Annotated in this window: 12 protein-coding genes, 2 tRNA genes and 1 pseudogene; 6 read left to right on the top strand and 9 right to left on the bottom strand. The window is 64.2% G+C overall.

Features of this window, described 5'->3' with window-relative positions; genetic code table 11:
- Nucleotides 1–386 precede the first annotated feature (386 nt).
- On the top strand, nucleotides 387–701 hold the full coding sequence (gene groES / locus QA642_RS19440) for a co-chaperone GroES (protein WP_027560139.1): 315 nt from the start codon (nucleotides 387–389) through the stop codon (nucleotides 699–701).
- Nucleotides 702–746: 45 nt separating this feature from the next.
- The gene (gene groL / locus QA642_RS19435; protein ID WP_027560140.1) at nucleotides 747–2,387 is read left to right on the top strand and encodes a chaperonin GroEL; all 1,641 of its coding nucleotides are present in this window, start codon (nucleotides 747–749) and stop codon (nucleotides 2,385–2,387) included.
- Nucleotides 2,388–2,507: 120 nt separating this feature from the next.
- Here the strand turns inward: groL and QA642_RS19430 are convergent.
- The 7 genes and pseudogenes from QA642_RS19430 to QA642_RS19400 form a co-directional block, all read right to left on the bottom strand.
- Nucleotides 2,508–2,794: pseudogene (locus QA642_RS19430) on the bottom strand (GIY-YIG nuclease family protein).
- Nucleotides 2,795–2,863: 69 nt separating this feature from the next.
- Nucleotides 2,864–3,607 carry a signal peptidase I gene (gene lepB / locus QA642_RS19425; RefSeq protein ID WP_283086065.1) on the bottom strand — a complete coding sequence of 248 codons (744 nt, stop codon included), beginning with the start codon at nucleotides 3,605–3,607 and terminating at the stop codon, nucleotides 2,864–2,866.
- 163 nt (nucleotides 3,608–3,770) lie between these two features.
- On the bottom strand, nucleotides 3,771–4,934 hold the full coding sequence (locus tag QA642_RS19420) for a slipin family protein (protein WP_283086064.1): 1,164 nt from the start codon (nucleotides 4,932–4,934) through the stop codon (nucleotides 3,771–3,773).
- Nucleotides 4,935–5,267: 333 nt separating this feature from the next.
- Nucleotides 5,268–5,332 (bottom strand) — tRNA-Ser (locus QA642_RS19415).
- Between the two features lie 2 nt (nucleotides 5,333–5,334).
- Nucleotides 5,335–5,406: transfer RNA gene (locus QA642_RS19410), tRNA-Ser, on the bottom strand.
- Nucleotides 5,407–5,610: 204 nt separating this feature from the next.
- A complete protein-coding gene (locus QA642_RS19405) occupies nucleotides 5,611–5,898 on the bottom strand; it encodes a GIY-YIG nuclease family protein (RefSeq protein WP_283086063.1) in 288 nt (95 codons plus the stop codon).
- A gap of 120 nt (nucleotides 5,899–6,018) precedes the next feature.
- Complete coding sequence (locus QA642_RS19400; protein ID WP_283086062.1) at nucleotides 6,019–6,852, bottom strand: LysR family transcriptional regulator; 834 nt, start codon at nucleotides 6,850–6,852, stop codon at nucleotides 6,019–6,021.
- 129 nt (nucleotides 6,853–6,981) lie between these two features.
- Here QA642_RS19400 and QA642_RS19395 point away from each other — a divergent pair, with 129 nt between their 5' ends.
- Entirely contained in the window at nucleotides 6,982–7,575 is a 594-nt protein-coding gene (locus QA642_RS19395; RefSeq protein ID WP_283086061.1) for a cysteine hydrolase family protein, read from the top strand.
- Nucleotides 7,576–7,587: 12 nt separating this feature from the next.
- Complete coding sequence (locus tag QA642_RS19390; RefSeq protein WP_283086060.1) at nucleotides 7,588–8,217, top strand: glutathione binding-like protein; 630 nt, start codon at nucleotides 7,588–7,590, stop codon at nucleotides 8,215–8,217.
- 36 nt (nucleotides 8,218–8,253) lie between these two features.
- On the opposite strand, the gene QA642_RS19385 is transcribed toward QA642_RS19390, so the two are convergent.
- Nucleotides 8,254–9,318 (bottom strand): tlde1 domain-containing protein, encoded by a 1,065-nt coding sequence (locus QA642_RS19385; RefSeq protein WP_283086059.1) that lies wholly within the window; start codon nucleotides 9,316–9,318, stop codon nucleotides 8,254–8,256.
- Between the two features lie 664 nt (nucleotides 9,319–9,982).
- Between QA642_RS19385 and QA642_RS19380 the strand changes: the two genes are divergently transcribed.
- Together QA642_RS19380 and QA642_RS19375 are read left to right on the top strand one after the other, a co-directional pair.
- Nucleotides 9,983–10,507: a FecR domain-containing protein gene (locus tag QA642_RS19380; RefSeq protein WP_283086058.1), complete on the top strand. Its 525-nt coding sequence runs from the start codon at nucleotides 9,983–9,985 to the stop codon at nucleotides 10,505–10,507.
- Between the two features lie 89 nt (nucleotides 10,508–10,596).
- The gene (locus QA642_RS19375) at nucleotides 10,597–12,486 is read left to right on the top strand and encodes an adenylate/guanylate cyclase domain-containing protein (RefSeq protein ID WP_283086057.1); all 1,890 of its coding nucleotides are present in this window, start codon (nucleotides 10,597–10,599) and stop codon (nucleotides 12,484–12,486) included.
- Between the two features lie 108 nt (nucleotides 12,487–12,594).
- On the opposite strand, the gene QA642_RS19370 is transcribed toward QA642_RS19375, so the two are convergent.
- Nucleotides 12,595–13,923 (bottom strand): glycosyltransferase, encoded by a 1,329-nt coding sequence (locus tag QA642_RS19370; RefSeq protein ID WP_283086056.1) that lies wholly within the window; start codon nucleotides 13,921–13,923, stop codon nucleotides 12,595–12,597.
- Nucleotides 13,924–14,136 lie beyond the last annotated feature (213 nt).

Genomic DNA, 14,136 nt, shown 5'->3' with positions numbered 1-14,136 from the left:
TGCAGGAGCGCATTCGGGGAGTGGCTTGATCGGTGCCCCGGGAGCCACCCGGAAACGATGCGCTCACATGAGAGAAATGTGACGCAAACTGACAATCCATCTCAAGCCCAAAAGTTTAACAAGCTGTTGAAATTCAAAGCGTTAGCAGCAGATGCGGCCCCGTGCTAATACGGTCCGCCAAGGAGCCTCCAAGAGGCCACTAAGCCGGTTAACGATGGTAAAGAATTTCTGGCAATCCGCGCTTTCGAGTGCTGATTTTTCTGCTAGAAGCCCTTGCCCCCGCAAAATTCCTGTCCTATTTCAGCCTCGCCCGTGCTAGCACTCGCGGGCAACGATTGCTAACAATCTCAAAATCCTCAACTCGTGCAAATGTTTAGGAGGACTGCATGAAATTCCGTCCGCTTCACGACCGCGTCGTGGTCAAGCGCATCGACGCAGAAGAGAAGACCGCTGGCGGCATCATCATTCCCGACACTGCCAAGGAAAAGCCCTCCCAGGGCGAAGTCGTTGCCGTTGGCCCCGGTGGCCGCGACGAAGCCGGCAAGCTGATCCCGATCGACCTGAAGGTCGGCGACCGCGTGCTGTTCGGCAAGTGGTCCGGCACCGAAGTCAAGATCGACGGCGAAGACCTGCTGATCATGAAGGAAAGCGACATCATGGGCGTCCTCGACGTCCCCGCTTCCAAGAAGAAGGCGGCCTAACAGCCCCTCTCTCCCACCAGTCAACATCCTCAAGGAAAATTCCAGATGGCAGCCAAAGAAGTCAAATTCTCGGTTGAAGCGCGCGACAAGATGCTGCGCGGCGTCGACGTCCTCGCCAACGCGGTGAAGGTCACGCTCGGTCCGAAGGGCCGCAACGTCGTGCTCGACAAGTCGTTCGGCGCTCCCCGCATCACCAAGGACGGCGTCACCGTCGCCAAGGAGATCGAGCTCGACGACAAGTTCGAGAACATGGGCGCCCAGATGGTGCGCGAAGTCGCCTCCAAGTCCGCTGACGCGGCCGGCGACGGCACCACCACCGCCACCGTGCTCGCCCAGGCGATCGTGAAGGAAGGCGCCAAGTCCGTTGCCGCCGGCATGAACCCGATGGACCTCAAGCGCGGTATCGACCTCGCGGTCGAAGCCGTCGTTGCGGACCTCCAGAAGAACTCCAAGAAGGTCACCTCCAACGAGGAGATCGCCCAGGTCGGCACCATCTCGGCCAACGGCGACCAGGAGATCGGCAAGTTCCTCTCCGACGCCATGAAGAAGGTCGGCAACGAGGGCGTCATCACCGTCGAGGAAGCCAAGTCGCTCGAGACCGAACTCGACGTCGTCGAGGGCATGCAGTTCGACCGCGGCTACATCTCGCCCTACTTCGTCACCAACGCCGACAAGATGCGCGTTGAGATGGACGACGCCTACATCCTCATCAACGAGAAGAAGCTCTCCTCGCTGAACGAGCTGCTGCCGCTGCTCGAGGCCGTGGTGCAGACCGGCAAGCCGCTGGTCATCGTCGCCGAGGACGTCGAGGGTGAAGCGCTCGCGACCCTGGTCGTGAACCGCCTCCGTGGCGGCCTGAAGGTCGCGGCCGTCAAGGCTCCGGGCTTCGGCGATCGCCGCAAGGCCATGCTGCAGGACATCGCGATCCTGACTGGCGGCCAGGCGATCTCGGAAGATCTCGGCATCAAGCTCGAGAACGTGACGCTCAACATGCTCGGTCGCGCCAAGAAGGTGATGATCGACAAGGAGAACACCACGATCGTCAACGGCGCCGGCAAGAAGGCCGACATCGAGGCGCGCGTGGCCCAGATCAAGGCGCAGATCGAGGAGACCACCTCGGACTACGACCGTGAGAAGCTCCAGGAGCGTCTTGCCAAGCTCGCGGGCGGCGTCGCGGTGATCCGCGTCGGCGGCGCGACCGAGGTCGAGGTGAAGGAGCGCAAGGATCGCGTTGATGACGCGATGCATGCGACCCGTGCGGCTGTCGAGGAAGGCATCGTTCCGGGCGGCGGCGTCGCCCTGCTCCGTGCTTCCGAGCAGCTCAAGGGCCTGCGCACCAAGAACGACGACCAGAAGACCGGCGTCGAGATCGTGCGCAAGGCGCTGTCGGCTCCCGCTCGCCAGATCGCGATCAACGCCGGTGAAGACGGCTCGGTGATCGTCGGCAAGATCCTGGAGAACAAGGCCTACAATTACGGCTTCGACTCCCAGACCGGCGAATACGCCGACCTCGTCAAGAAGGGCATCATCGACCCGACCAAGGTGGTCCGTACCGCGATCCAGAACGCTGCCTCGGTTGCCGCGCTCCTGATCACCACGGAAGCCATGGTCGCCGAGCTGCCCAAGAAGGGCGGCGCCGGTCCGGCGATGCCCCCGGGCGGCGGCATGGGCGGCATGGACTTCTAAGGTCCAACGACCTCAAGGACTACGAAACCCCGGCAGCGATGCCGGGGTTTTTGTTTTCTCTCCTCGTCATTCCGGGGCGCGCCCACTTAGGCGCGAGCCCGGAATCCATAACCACGAACGCTAGTTGGCGATCCCCGGATAGAGATCATCCCAGTTCGGATTCTGTTCCTCGATCAGCCGCGTCTTCCAGTCGCGCCGCACTTCTTGAGCTCCTTCTCGCGGGCGATGGCCGTGGCGGCATCGTCGTAGATCTCGAACAAGACGAGCTTGTCGACGCCGTACTTCGTCGTGAAGCCGGGGACGACCTTCGTCTTATGCTCGTACACACGGCGCACGAGATCACTGGTCATGCCGATGTAGAGCGTGCCGTGCTTCTTGCTTGCGAGGATGTAGACATAGTACGCCACAATATCCGCCTGTGGTTATGGATTCCGGGCTCGCGCCCAAGAGGGCGCGCCCCGGAATGACAGGAAGCCTCACCACACCTTGCCGAGCCGCTCCATGTGCGGCTCGCCGTTTTGGTCGAGCGACCAGAAGATCCGCGTCACCTTGCCGACGAGATTGTCCAAGGGGATGAAGCCCATCGCTGCCATGCGGCTGTCGGTGGAGTTGTCTCTGTTATCACCGAGCACGAAGAAATGGCCCGGCGGCACCGTGAAGACGTTGGTGTTGTCGAGATAGCCGTTGTCGATGCAGTCATAGGTGATGTAGCTCGCGCCGTTCGGCAGTGTCTCGCGCCAGCGCCTGACTTTTGCGGTATCGTCGGTCCCGCAGGCCGAGCCGGCGACAGTCTCCTTCAGGGCGACGCGCGTCACCGCACGGTCATTGAGAAAGAGTTGCCCTCCCCGCATCTGGATGCGGTCGCCGGGCAAGCCGATCACGCGCTTGACGTAGTCGACCGAGGTGTCCTTCGGCGTGCGGAACACGACGACATCACCATAATCAGGGTCGGCGGCGCGGAAACGGCCCGAGATCCATGACGGCGCAAACGGGAAGGAATAGCGGCCATAACCATAGGCATATTTCGCGGCGAAGACGTAGTCGCCGACCACCAGCGTCGGCATCATCGAGCCCGAGGGGATGTTGAACGGCTGGTACAGGAAGAAGCGAAACAGGAACGGCGGCGACCACAGCACCGGGATCAGCAGGATCAGGACGACGATCGCCTTCCATTCCCCGGATTTGGCCGAGGGTCGGATGGTTTGCTCGAGAGTGGTCATGCGCCCTTCCTGGTCGAGACTGCCGACGTTGCGAGCTTACGCAACCTTCGCGCGCACGCAATCCCCGCTCGGTATCTTGGTCGCAGCGGCGCGCTCGCGCGTTCATCGCCGGCGTTGACGACGGAGATGTGAAGGGCCGCCCGTGGGCGGCCCTTCTCGATTGTCACGCGCTCTCGGGCGCCTTCAGGCGCACGAGCCGGGTCAGGAGGGCATCGAGGCCCTCGCCGCTTCCGGCGTGGAGGTCGATGCGGCCGACCTTCTCGACCAGCCGCTCCAGCGACTCCAGCTCCTTGAGCCGAAGCAGCAGGGGGTTCTCCTCCATCAGGCGGGCGGTGTTCAGAAGCGACCGCGTTGCCGCCGTCTCCTCCTGCCGGCGGATCAGGTTCGCCTTGGCGACCCGCTCCGCCTCCACCACCTTGTTCACCAGCTCCCGGATCTCGCCGGGCAGGATCACGTCCTTGACGCCGAGCTCGGTGACTTCGACACCGGACTCTGCGACGCGTGCACGCACATAGTCGCGTAGCTCCGCATCCAGCGCCGCCTTCGCAGACAGCACCTCGTCCAGCGTCCGGCTCGCCACCGCCTCGCGGATCGCGAACTGCACCAGGCGGTACAGCCACGCATCCACGTCGGGCACGGTCGCAACCGTGCGCTCGGGATCGACCACCTTACGGAACGCCGTCAGCGTCACCCGCAGCGCGATGCGATCCTTGGTCAGCATCTCCTGCGCGGTGATCTCGACCGACTGGGGCCGAAGGTCGAGGCGCTTCACCTCGATCTTGCGGCCGACGGTCCAGAAGGCGTGCCGGCCGGGCGCGAGCCGCTCGGTGAGCCGGCCCTCGACATAGAGCAGGCCCGCCTCGTGGTTCTCGACCACCGTCTCCGACGTCACGGTCGAGCGGTTACGCTCGATCATGGTCAGATGCCGTGCGCCAACCCTGACATCGCTCGACACGTCGATGCGCTCGACATCGACGCGGGTTGCGACCTTCCAGTAGACGCGCACCTGCCAGGGCGTCATCAGATGCACGGGCCGGCCGTCGAGGCTGACGATGGCGATCTCGTCCGCCCTGGTCTCGACCGCCTCGAACAGCTCGGCGGCAAGATCAGGCCGCGCGGCCTTCAGCACCGCGTAGCGATCCGCAGGGAATTCGCTGCGAACCACGTCGAGCACCTCGGCCTTCAGCTCGTGCCAGGGATCGAACAGGCGGTGCTTGCCGGGCGCGAGCACGCGCACGAGCCGCCCGTTGCGCGTCAGCAACGCACGCTCGCCATCCTTCACCGTCACGTTCAGCGTCAGCAAGTGCCAGCTCTTGTTCAAAGTCATGACACGCCTCCTTCGTTTGCGCCCGGCCGGATGCCGGACGACAGTTTCGTTTGCAAAGGACGTGAGGACGCGGACGACGCTTCCCGTGACATCGGCGGGCCGGGGCTTGAGCTTGCGTGACGACGGGCGCACGCGCGCGATCGCGCGACGCGTGTCGCGCGGTCTTGCGGAGCCACCCGGCATCAACGCAAGCGGTATCGACCCGCGGCGCAAAGCCGGTCTCACAGTGTCAGGTTCGGACGGAAAGCCTTGCGGCAAAACGGCCGGACCGCGACTGAAGCGCGCGTCCGGTCCTCGTCAGAGGTATCAGCTTTTCAGGCTGAAACGGAGCGCTGGAGCGGGATTCGAACCCGCGTCACGATGATTAGCAGTCATCTGCTCTACCAACTGAGCTATCCCTTGGTGCAAGAGACCGGAATCGAACCGATGCCTTCGGGTTTCACCCCGACGCTCTCCATGAGCTACGTCCTGCGTTTCTCCTTCTTTCGGCGGAACACGACACCGGAGACCGGCCCGCGCCAGTCGGGATCTCAGAGAGCCCGAACCCATGGCCTAGCGAAGGACCGCGCTAATAGACGAAGCACGTTCGGGTTGCAAGGGGATGGTGCGAGATTTTTCCAGTTTGTCATTCCGGGGCGCGGCGAAGCCGCGAGCCCGGAATCCATAACCACAGGCCTTAATTGGAGATACCGCTGTAGAGGTCATCCCAGTTCGGATTCTGTTCATCGATCAATCGTGTCTTCCAATCGCGCCGCCATTTCTTGAGCTCTTTCTCTCGAGCGATTGCACTTAGGGGGTCATCGAAAGTCTCAAACAGAACCAGCTTGTCGACCCCGTATCGTTTCGTGAACCCAGGGACGACCTTTGTCTTGTGCTCGTAGACGCGTCGAACGAGGTCGCTCGTTACGCCAATGTACAGCGTGCCGTATTTCTTACTTGCCAGGATGTAGACGTAGTACGCCATTGCATCCGCCTGTGGTTATGGATTCCGGGCTCGGCGCTTCGCGCCGCCCCGGAATGACGACCGGATGTTAGGATCGAGCGAAATTCGGATCAATCAAAAGATGCACAGTGCGAAGCGACGTCAACTCCGCGACGTGTCCTGGAAGCACGCCCTCACCCAGTCGATGGTGACGCGTGTCGCGGCGTCGCGCTTGAGATGATTTTGCACGAGCAGCCAGACGTCGCGCCGCTTCGGCAGCAGCGTGGCGCGCAGGCGGCGATCGCCGAGCAGATCCGCGCAAACATACTCCGGCAGCACGCCGGCGGCCTGATGGGCACGGATCAGGTTGCGGATGACGCGAACGTTGTCGGTGACGCAGCGCGCGCGGGCTTTCCTGGTGCGCAGGAATTGCATCTCGGGAATGGCGCCGAGCTCGTCCGGATAGGCGCACAGCATCGGCTCGCCCTCGGTCGCGACGGGCTCGAAATAATAGAGCTTGATGTCGCCGAGCTTCGAGATCGCGAAGTCGCCCTTGTCGGGTTTGCGCAGGCGGATGGCGAGATCGGCCTCCCAGCGCGAGAACTTGACGTTCTCGCTCGAGGTGAGGAATTGCAGCGTCAGGCCGGGATGGGCGCGCAGGAAATCGCTCGCGCGCGGCGACAGCACCTCCTCGGCGACCGTGTTGGTGGAGGCGATGCGCAGGCGCCCCACCGGACCTTCCAGGCTCTCGCTGAGGCGGCCGATCTCGGCGGCATGCGCGGCCATCGCCTCGACATGCGCCAGCACCGCCTCGCAACTGCGCGTCGGCCTGCGGACGCCGTCGGCGGCCTCGAACAGACGCAAGCCGAGCGCACGCTCGATGCGCGACAGCCTGCGCCCGACCGTGGTCTCGTCGATGCGCAGCCGCGCGCTCGCGCCGGCATAAGTGCCTTCGTCCCTGACGGCGGCGATGATGCGAAGATCGTCCCAGTTCATGGCACAAGGCTATATCGCTCCGCGGCCGCCTGCAATATCGCAGCCACCCGCTGCAATATCCCTGCATATCGGCAGGCATTGGCGGAGCTATGTTTCTGTCAGCATTTCGCTCCGGAGATTTCAGAGATCATGACGACCGCAAAGACCCTGCTGCAGCTCGCCGGCGCCGACCTCAACCCGCCACGTCTTGGCGAAGCCGCGCTGGTGCTGATCGACATCCAGAACGAATATCTCGCGGGCCCCCTCGCTTTGCCCGACGCCAAGCCCGCGATCGCGCAGGCAGCCGCCCTGCTGGCACGCGCACGCGAGGCCGGCTCCGCCATCATCCACATCGCCCATCGCGGCAAGGCGGGCAGCCTGTTCGACCGTAGCGCCGAACGCGGCGCCATCGTCGCCGAGCTGAGCCCCGGTGCCGGCGAGCTGGTGATCGAGAAGGAACTGCCGAACGCGTTTGCCGGCACTGATCTGCAGGCGCGCCTTGCCGCAACCGAGAGGAAGAACATCGTGCTGGCCGGCTTCATGACGCATATGTGCGTCTCCTCCACCGCCCGTGCCGCGCTCGACCTCGGCTTTCGCACCACGATCGACGCCGACGCTTGCGCCACGCGCGACCTGCCCGACGGCCTCGGCGGCACGCTGAACGCCCGGACCATCCACGAGGTCGCGCTCGCCGAGCTATCCGACCGCTTCGCGATCATCGCGCGCGGCGATGCGCTGAGGTAACGGAGCAACGCGATGCTGCAACTCTATTTCTCGCCGCTGGCATGCTCGCTTGCGAGCCGGATCGCGCTGATGGAAGCTGGCCTCGAGGCGCGCTATCACCTGGTTCAGCTCCGGACCAAGAAGGTCGTTGACGACGACGGCGATTTTCACGGGATTTCGCCGAAGGGCGCGGTGCCGGTGCTGGTGCTGGACAACGGCGAGCGGCTGACCGAGAGCGCGGCGGTGCTGCAATACATCGCCGATCTGAAACCGGAGGCGGGTCTTGCGCCCCGCTCCGGTGAGCCCGACCGCTACCGCCTGCAGGAATGGCTGAGCTTCACCGGCTCCGAAATCCACAAGGCGTTCCTGTTTCCGACCTTCTGGTACCAGGACGACGGCTCGCTGGCGAAGCCGCGGGCAAGGATCGTGCAGACGTTGCAGGTGCCGTCAGCGCATCTCGCCGACCGCGAATTCCTCGTTGGCGACCGCTTCACCATCGCCGATGCCCACCTCGCCTGGGCCTTGCTGCTGCTCCGGCCCGCCGGAGTCGACATCGCGCAATGGCCGTCGTTGTCGGCCTATCTCGCGCGCATGCAGGCGCGGCCGGCGGTGAAAGAGGCGATCGCCATCGAGATGGCGCTGCGCAAGACGATGACGGCTTGAACGTCCTAACGCGGCCCTTCGGGTCCGGATCAGGCTTTAGTCGACTCGCGCCAGCACCGCGAGCTTGCGGATGCCCTTGTTGCGATAGGCGTCGAGGAACGCGTAATAGTCCTTGAACGACACGCAGCCGTTGGAATCGCCGTTCGGCCCGAGCATGAAGGTGTGCGCGAGCAGGCCGTCGCGGCCGTAGATCGCGCTCTCGCCACCGATCGGGGTCAGGCGCAGCGCCGGCACGCCGTGGAACAGCGCCTCGCGCGGCTTCAGCGTGTAGATGTGCGGCGGCGTCACGCCGCGCATGCGGACCTTCGAGGAGCGCGGATCGTCGAGGTTGGAGCCGAGGCCCGAATGCGCCTCGAGCTTGGTGCCGTCGGGCAGGTAAACCATCTTGGCGGTGATGTCGTAGACAGCGGTGTCGCGCTCATAGGGCGGCGCGCCGCCGAGCATCGGGTTCTGCTCCTTCGGCGCGATGGACGCGGTCACGCTGGCATCGGCGGAGGCATAGGCGAGCAGGCCGCCGGACGGCTCACGCTTGCCCCAGAGCTTGTCCACCATCGACTGGCGCGGGCCGGTGATCGACATCACCGCGGCCTTGGCGCGGTCGGCGAACGATTTGGGCTTGGCCTCGGGCGCCGGCACGATCTCCGCCGGATCAGCCGAAGCCAGCTGCATCTGCGCATCCGGTGCGCGCTTGCCCTTCGCGGCATCCACGGTTTTGGCCGGGGCCGCAGGCTTCAGCGCCTCGGCGACCTTCGCGATCACGCTCTGCTTCGGGGCCTCGGCAACCTTGGTCGCAGGCGCGGCGCTGGCCGCATTCGACTCCACGCCCTGCGTGGCAGCCGCGGCGAAGCGCTCGTTGAACATCTCGCGCGAGATCGGGGCTGCGACCTGCAAGCGATCGGGCAGCAGCGCAAAAGCTTCCTTGATGGCATCGCCCGCCTCGCGCAGCGCGACCTTGGGCGCGCGCTTGATCACGGGCTCGTCGTAACCGGCGCTGCCGACGGACGGGTAGACGCTGGCGGCGAAGATAGTGTTGTAGACGGTCCAGCCGGCAAGCACGACGCAGCCGATCACAGCCGCGCCAAGCACGTTTTGGGTGGTCATTTTCCGGGAAGGCTTCCGATGTGAATGCTTGCCAGGATTGTTGGACTTCCGTGCCGCGTTACTCTGCGCAGCGATACTCGTACTCATTCGCCTTGCGTCCAGGACGGTGTCACTCAGTCCCCCTTCGAAGTGCCGCTGGTCACGATCCGGGAACAGCATCTCGCAGGAGGTCGGAGCGTCATTAAGGCGACTTTTCGTTAAATGCAGATTAAGTTCGGGCAGATGTGGGGCAACTCGTTAACGCTGTGCCATTTCGAGAAAAAAGTCCGCAGAACTACGGACTTAGGCGCAACTGTTAACCATAATCCTCGGCCGGATCGGCACGGTCAGCGGACCTCTTCCGGCCGCCTCTCTAAACGCACCAACCAAGTCCTTTTCGTGGTCTTCAATACCCGGAAGATAGCGGGGAAGCGTTGCGCGAGGCTGGTGCGTGCTGCCTTCTCGCCCGGCCGAGTCAGCGGAACGGCAGCTCAGCACATCCCACATCGCGCACGGAGCGCTCACGCAACACGGCGCCCTGACTGAAAGTTGATCGTGCCGCACTGGAAAATACCGCGGCGAGAAAATAGCTGCGAGAGCGGCACTTTTCAGCAGCCTCTGCGTGTGATACGGTACCGTATCAACATCGCCTTGAACTGTGCCACGCACGCAAACGGAGGCTGGCATGAGAAGGTTTTCGCGCGCCGGGTTTTTCGCTCTGGCGTGGTCGTTTCTGTTGATTGGATCTGCGACTGCACAGCCTGCCGCCAATGCGGGCTGCACCGCATCGCCAGCGGCCGCCGGCACGCAACTCTGGCGCTGCGACAACGGCATCACCATCGTTGCGGAAAATGGCGCCAGATTTGAACTTAAGGACGCCAACCGCGACGGACATATTGACTCCGTGGAGTTGAGCAGCAAGGCGCTGCTGATCGAGGTGCCCAAGAAGCCCGGCGGCAACCCCTTCAAGGTGCTGACGCCGCAGGCGATCGCCGCCGTGCGCGGCACCAAATGGGCGGTCGATGTCGCCGAGGCCAAGACCTCCGTGTTCGTCGCCGACGGCCGTGTCGGCGTGAGCCGCAGGACTCGCGGGCGCGGCGTCGTATTGGGCCCCGGCGAAGGCGTCGACGTCGAGGCAACCGGTCCGCTGACCGTCAAGACATGGGGCCAGGCGCGCGTCGACGCGCTGATGGCGAGGCTCGGACAATAAGATTCGAAACGATAGGCCTGGATCAGTCACGGCCCGGCGAATGAGATTTGGACACTGGAAGATTGCAGAACGACCACAAAAACGATCGCATGAGTAGCCGACGCGTTCAGATCCTGGTGGCACTCGTTCTCACCGCGCTGTGGGGCGCGGGCATCTATGCCGCTCACGCCAACGGCCATTTGCAGTTTCTCGACCGGATCGAGGCAACGCTGACCGATCTGCGGACCCAGGTGCGCGGCGTGCAGCATGCGCCCGATCTCGTCACCATCGTCGCGATCGACGACACCGTGATCAAACGCGGCGGCAGCTATCCGCTGCCGCGCGCCGATCTCGCCCGCGTCGTCGACACCATCGTGCAGTTCAAGCCGAAGGTCATCGCGATCGACTTGCTCCTGGTCGACCGCAGCGCCGCGATCGGCGATGCCACGTTGGCGAACACGCTCGCCACCGGCCCCATGGTGCTCGCCGCCGCGGCGATCTTCCCGTCCGCCAGCGAGACCGTGGCGCCCGGCAGCGAAGGTCCCCTCGCCGTCCTGCCGCAGGCCGAGCGCTTCCTGTTGCCGCTGCCGGCGTTCGCCGACCATGCCGAGGTCGGCGTCGTCAACGTCGCAACGGGACAATCGGGCTCGCCGCTCTCGGTGCCGATGCTGTTCCGGACGCGCGACAAGGTCGAGCTGTCGTTCCCGCTGCGCGTGGCAACGCGCGCGCTCGACAAGCCGCTGACGATCGCGCCGGATCATCTCATGCTCGGCGACCGCGCGGTGCCGACCGACACCGACTTCGCGCTGCCGATCACCTATTACGGCCCGCGCCGCACCATCCGCACCGTCAGCGCGCAGAGCATCTTCGACGGCACGCTCGATCGCGCCGCGATAGAGAACCGTATCGTCGTGATCGGCGCCGCGGTCGCTGGCGGCGGCGACTTCTATCCGACGCCGTTCGATTCCCTGATGCCCGGCGTCGAGGTGGTCTCGACCGCGATCACGCATCTCGTCGCCGGCGATGGCATCGTGCGCGACCGCAAGGTGCACATCACCGACGCGCTCACCGCGATCCTGCTGCCGATGCTGTTGGTCGGCCTGCTCGCCTGGCGGCGCAGCGCGCTCGGCATCGTGGCGGCAGCTATCGTGATGATCGCCTGGGCCGGGCTCAACCTGTTCGCGTTCACGCACGGCATCTGGCTGAATGCCGCAACCACGCTCGCGGCCGCGGTGCCCCCGGTTGCGGTGTTTGCCGGCGTGCAGCTGTGGGCGGGCGGCCGCCGCACGCAATATCTTACGGCCAAGAGCCGGTCGCTGGCGCAACTGCAGGCACCCGCCGTGCAGGAGTGGCTGGCGCGCGATCCGAATTTCCTGTTGAAGCCGGTCCGGCAGGACGGTGCCGCCGTCTTTATCGATCTCTCCGGCTTCACGACATTGACCGAACGGATTGATCCGGACGAGCTCCAGGACGTTCTCGAGGCATTCCATGTGTTGATCGACAAGACTGCGATCGATTGTGGCGGCATGATCACCAGCTTTCTCGGCGACGGCGCAATGATCCTGTTCGGCCTGCCAAGCGCGATGCCGGACGACGCGGCGCGCGCGCTGAAATGTTCGATCGAGCTCTATCGCAGCGTCGATCGCTGGATCGCTTCGTTGCCGCCCGCAATCCGCGGTCAACTCGGTTTCAAGATCGGCGCGCATTGCGGCCCGATCGTCGCCTCCCGTCTCGGCGAAAGCCATCAGCACATCACGGCGAACGGCGACACCGTCAATGTCGCGAGCCGCCTGATGGAGGTCGCCGCCCAGAACTGCGCGCGGCTCGCGCTGACCGATACGCTGCTGGACGCGGCCGACTTCCAGGGCGCTCCCGAGGGCATTTTGTCCGGCCCCCTGCTCACCCCGATCCGCGGCCGCTCCGGCGTCGTGACGGTCTGGTTCTGGCGCGATCAGGGCGAGCCGGGCCAGCCGGCAACCAGGGCCGAGATGATCGACTAAAGTGCGATGAGATCAGGATGAATCGTCATCGCGCTTCAGATTATTGCGCGCGTCCGACGGATGCGCCTTGCGCGCCCTTGTCCTAGTCGAACTTCGCCGCCAGCTGCGTCAGCCAATCGGCTCGAGAACCAGCTTCTTGAGATAACCGGCCACGCTTTGCTCGGAAACGGCCTCGAAGCGCATGCTCCTGTCGGCCCAGCTTTTTCCCCATAGATGGATACCCGTCACACGGGGATCGCTCAACAGCTCGAAGCCGGCCCGGCTTTCGGAGGCGAACAGGTCCACTTCATGCCAGGCGATCGCATTGAAGGTTGTCGGTGGCAAGATCGACGACTGGAGTTCCTCGTCATCTGACAGAAGCAGATATTCGCTCAGCAGCAACGGCCCCACCGCGCCGTATTCGACGCGCTTCTCGCCGAAGAGGCGCCGTTGCGACAAGGCATACAGATTGGCCATGTGAAGCGAGCCCTTGGGCGCGCGCATCACGTCGCCGGCGCAAACATGGCCGTTCTCGACTCCCGACCATTGCGTGGAGAACACGTGCTCCCTGCCGAAATCCAGGGGCTTCACGAGGACGATGTCCGTGTCGAGCCACCACCCGCCGAACTCATGAAGAACGGCATAGCGGAAGATGTCGCTGAAATAGCGGATCTCGCTGTTCTTGACCGCGTGCTGGCAGATCGAAGCCGGCACGACGTTTCCGGCGTCGGCCACGATGACCCCGGGTGGCACAACCGCCTGCACGGCGGCCACGTCGTCATAGGTGTAGAGCTTGACCGGATGGCCCTGGCGGATCATCGACTGGAGCGAGAGACGCTGCATCTCGCCGAGCGGCCCCATCGACCAAAAGCAATGGATGGGATCGCGGGTCTCTCCCGGCGCCGATCGGCTCTGAAGATGCGCGTTGAACTTCTCTGTCAGGGCGTTCCAGCCGCTGCGCGGAGCAGAACGGCACTCCGCCAGGAACGGCAATTTCTGATACGCCCTCCCGATCAGGAAGCAGAGACTCGCCTGGTTGATATGCCCCGCCCTGTTCAAGGCGTGGCCGTAATTCTCCCAGATAGAGGGATCGACGGGATCGAGCTCCACCGCGCGCCGAAACGCCTCGAGCGCGGGCTCCTGCATCCCCTTGCCTTGCAGGGCCGTCCCGAACGTCGCGAGATAAGTCGCCTTCATCTCGTTCGTGAGAGCACGCCCGGCCCAGTGGATGGCGGCATCGTAATTTCCGTTGAGCAGCGACACACCGGCCATCAAGTGAAGCAGCCCAGCATGGTTTTCGTCTGCGGCGAGCCCTTCCCGGCAACGAGCCACGGCTTGCTCAAGCTCGCCCGATTTCAGATGCCGAAGGCAGATCTGGTAAACCTCATCCCGCGTCAGCGACGACGGCTGTCTCGAGATCTCGTCCGCCCTTGCGAGAGTGCCGTCGTGATAATTCATCAGGAACCTTTCGGATCAGGGGTCAGCAGGCAACAACCCGCCTCCCGAATCTTCGGGAAGCTCGCCGCCATTCAACTATCCCGCCTGTAGCTTGCACGAAGCTTGACACCGCCTTCGCCTCATCGCTCCGCCGCGTGGCGAATCAAAGGGGGCGCTGATATGGCAGCAAATAGCGACCGGCGCACCTTGTCCGGTCTTTCGATCTGGTCTTCG

The sequence above is a fragment of the Bradyrhizobium sp. CB2312 genome, from assembly GCF_029714425.1.
Classification (GTDB): Bacteria; Pseudomonadota; Alphaproteobacteria; order Rhizobiales; family Xanthobacteraceae; genus Bradyrhizobium.
The sequence above is the reverse complement of the archived record's forward strand: the minus strand, read 5'-3'. Positions and strand labels throughout refer to the sequence as shown.

Bases quoted from the DNA above. Each gene is read 5' to 3' on its own strand.
- QA642_RS19395 (WP_283086061.1), top strand. From the start codon at position 6,982: ATGACGACCGCAAAGACCCTGCTGCAGCTCGCCGGCGCCGACCTCAAC.
- QA642_RS19405 (WP_283086063.1), bottom strand. From the start codon at position 5,898: ATGGCGTACTACGTCTACATCCTGGCAAGTAAGAAATACGGCACGCTG.
- QA642_RS19420 (WP_283086064.1), bottom strand. From the start codon at position 4,934: ATGACTTTGAACAAGAGCTGGCACTTGCTGACGCTGAACGTGACGGTG.
- QA642_RS19385 (WP_283086059.1), bottom strand. From the start codon at position 9,318: ATGACCACCCAAAACGTGCTTGGCGCGGCTGTGATCGGCTGCGTCGTG.
- QA642_RS19380 (WP_283086058.1), top strand. From the start codon at position 9,983: ATGAGAAGGTTTTCGCGCGCCGGGTTTTTCGCTCTGGCGTGGTCGTTT.
- QA642_RS19400 (WP_283086062.1), bottom strand. From the start codon at position 6,852: ATGAACTGGGACGATCTTCGCATCATCGCCGCCGTCAGGGACGAAGGC.
- QA642_RS19370 (WP_283086056.1), bottom strand. From the start codon at position 13,923: ATGAATTATCACGACGGCACTCTCGCAAGGGCGGACGAGATCTCGAGA.
- groES (WP_027560139.1), top strand. From the start codon at position 387: ATGAAATTCCGTCCGCTTCACGACCGCGTCGTGGTCAAGCGCATCGAC.
- lepB (WP_283086065.1), bottom strand. From the start codon at position 3,607: ATGACCACTCTCGAGCAAACCATCCGACCCTCGGCCAAATCCGGGGAA.
- QA642_RS19375 (WP_283086057.1), top strand. From the start codon at position 10,597: ATGAGTAGCCGACGCGTTCAGATCCTGGTGGCACTCGTTCTCACCGCG.
- groL (WP_027560140.1), top strand. From the start codon at position 747: ATGGCAGCCAAAGAAGTCAAATTCTCGGTTGAAGCGCGCGACAAGATG.
- QA642_RS19390 (WP_283086060.1), top strand. From the start codon at position 7,588: ATGCTGCAACTCTATTTCTCGCCGCTGGCATGCTCGCTTGCGAGCCGG.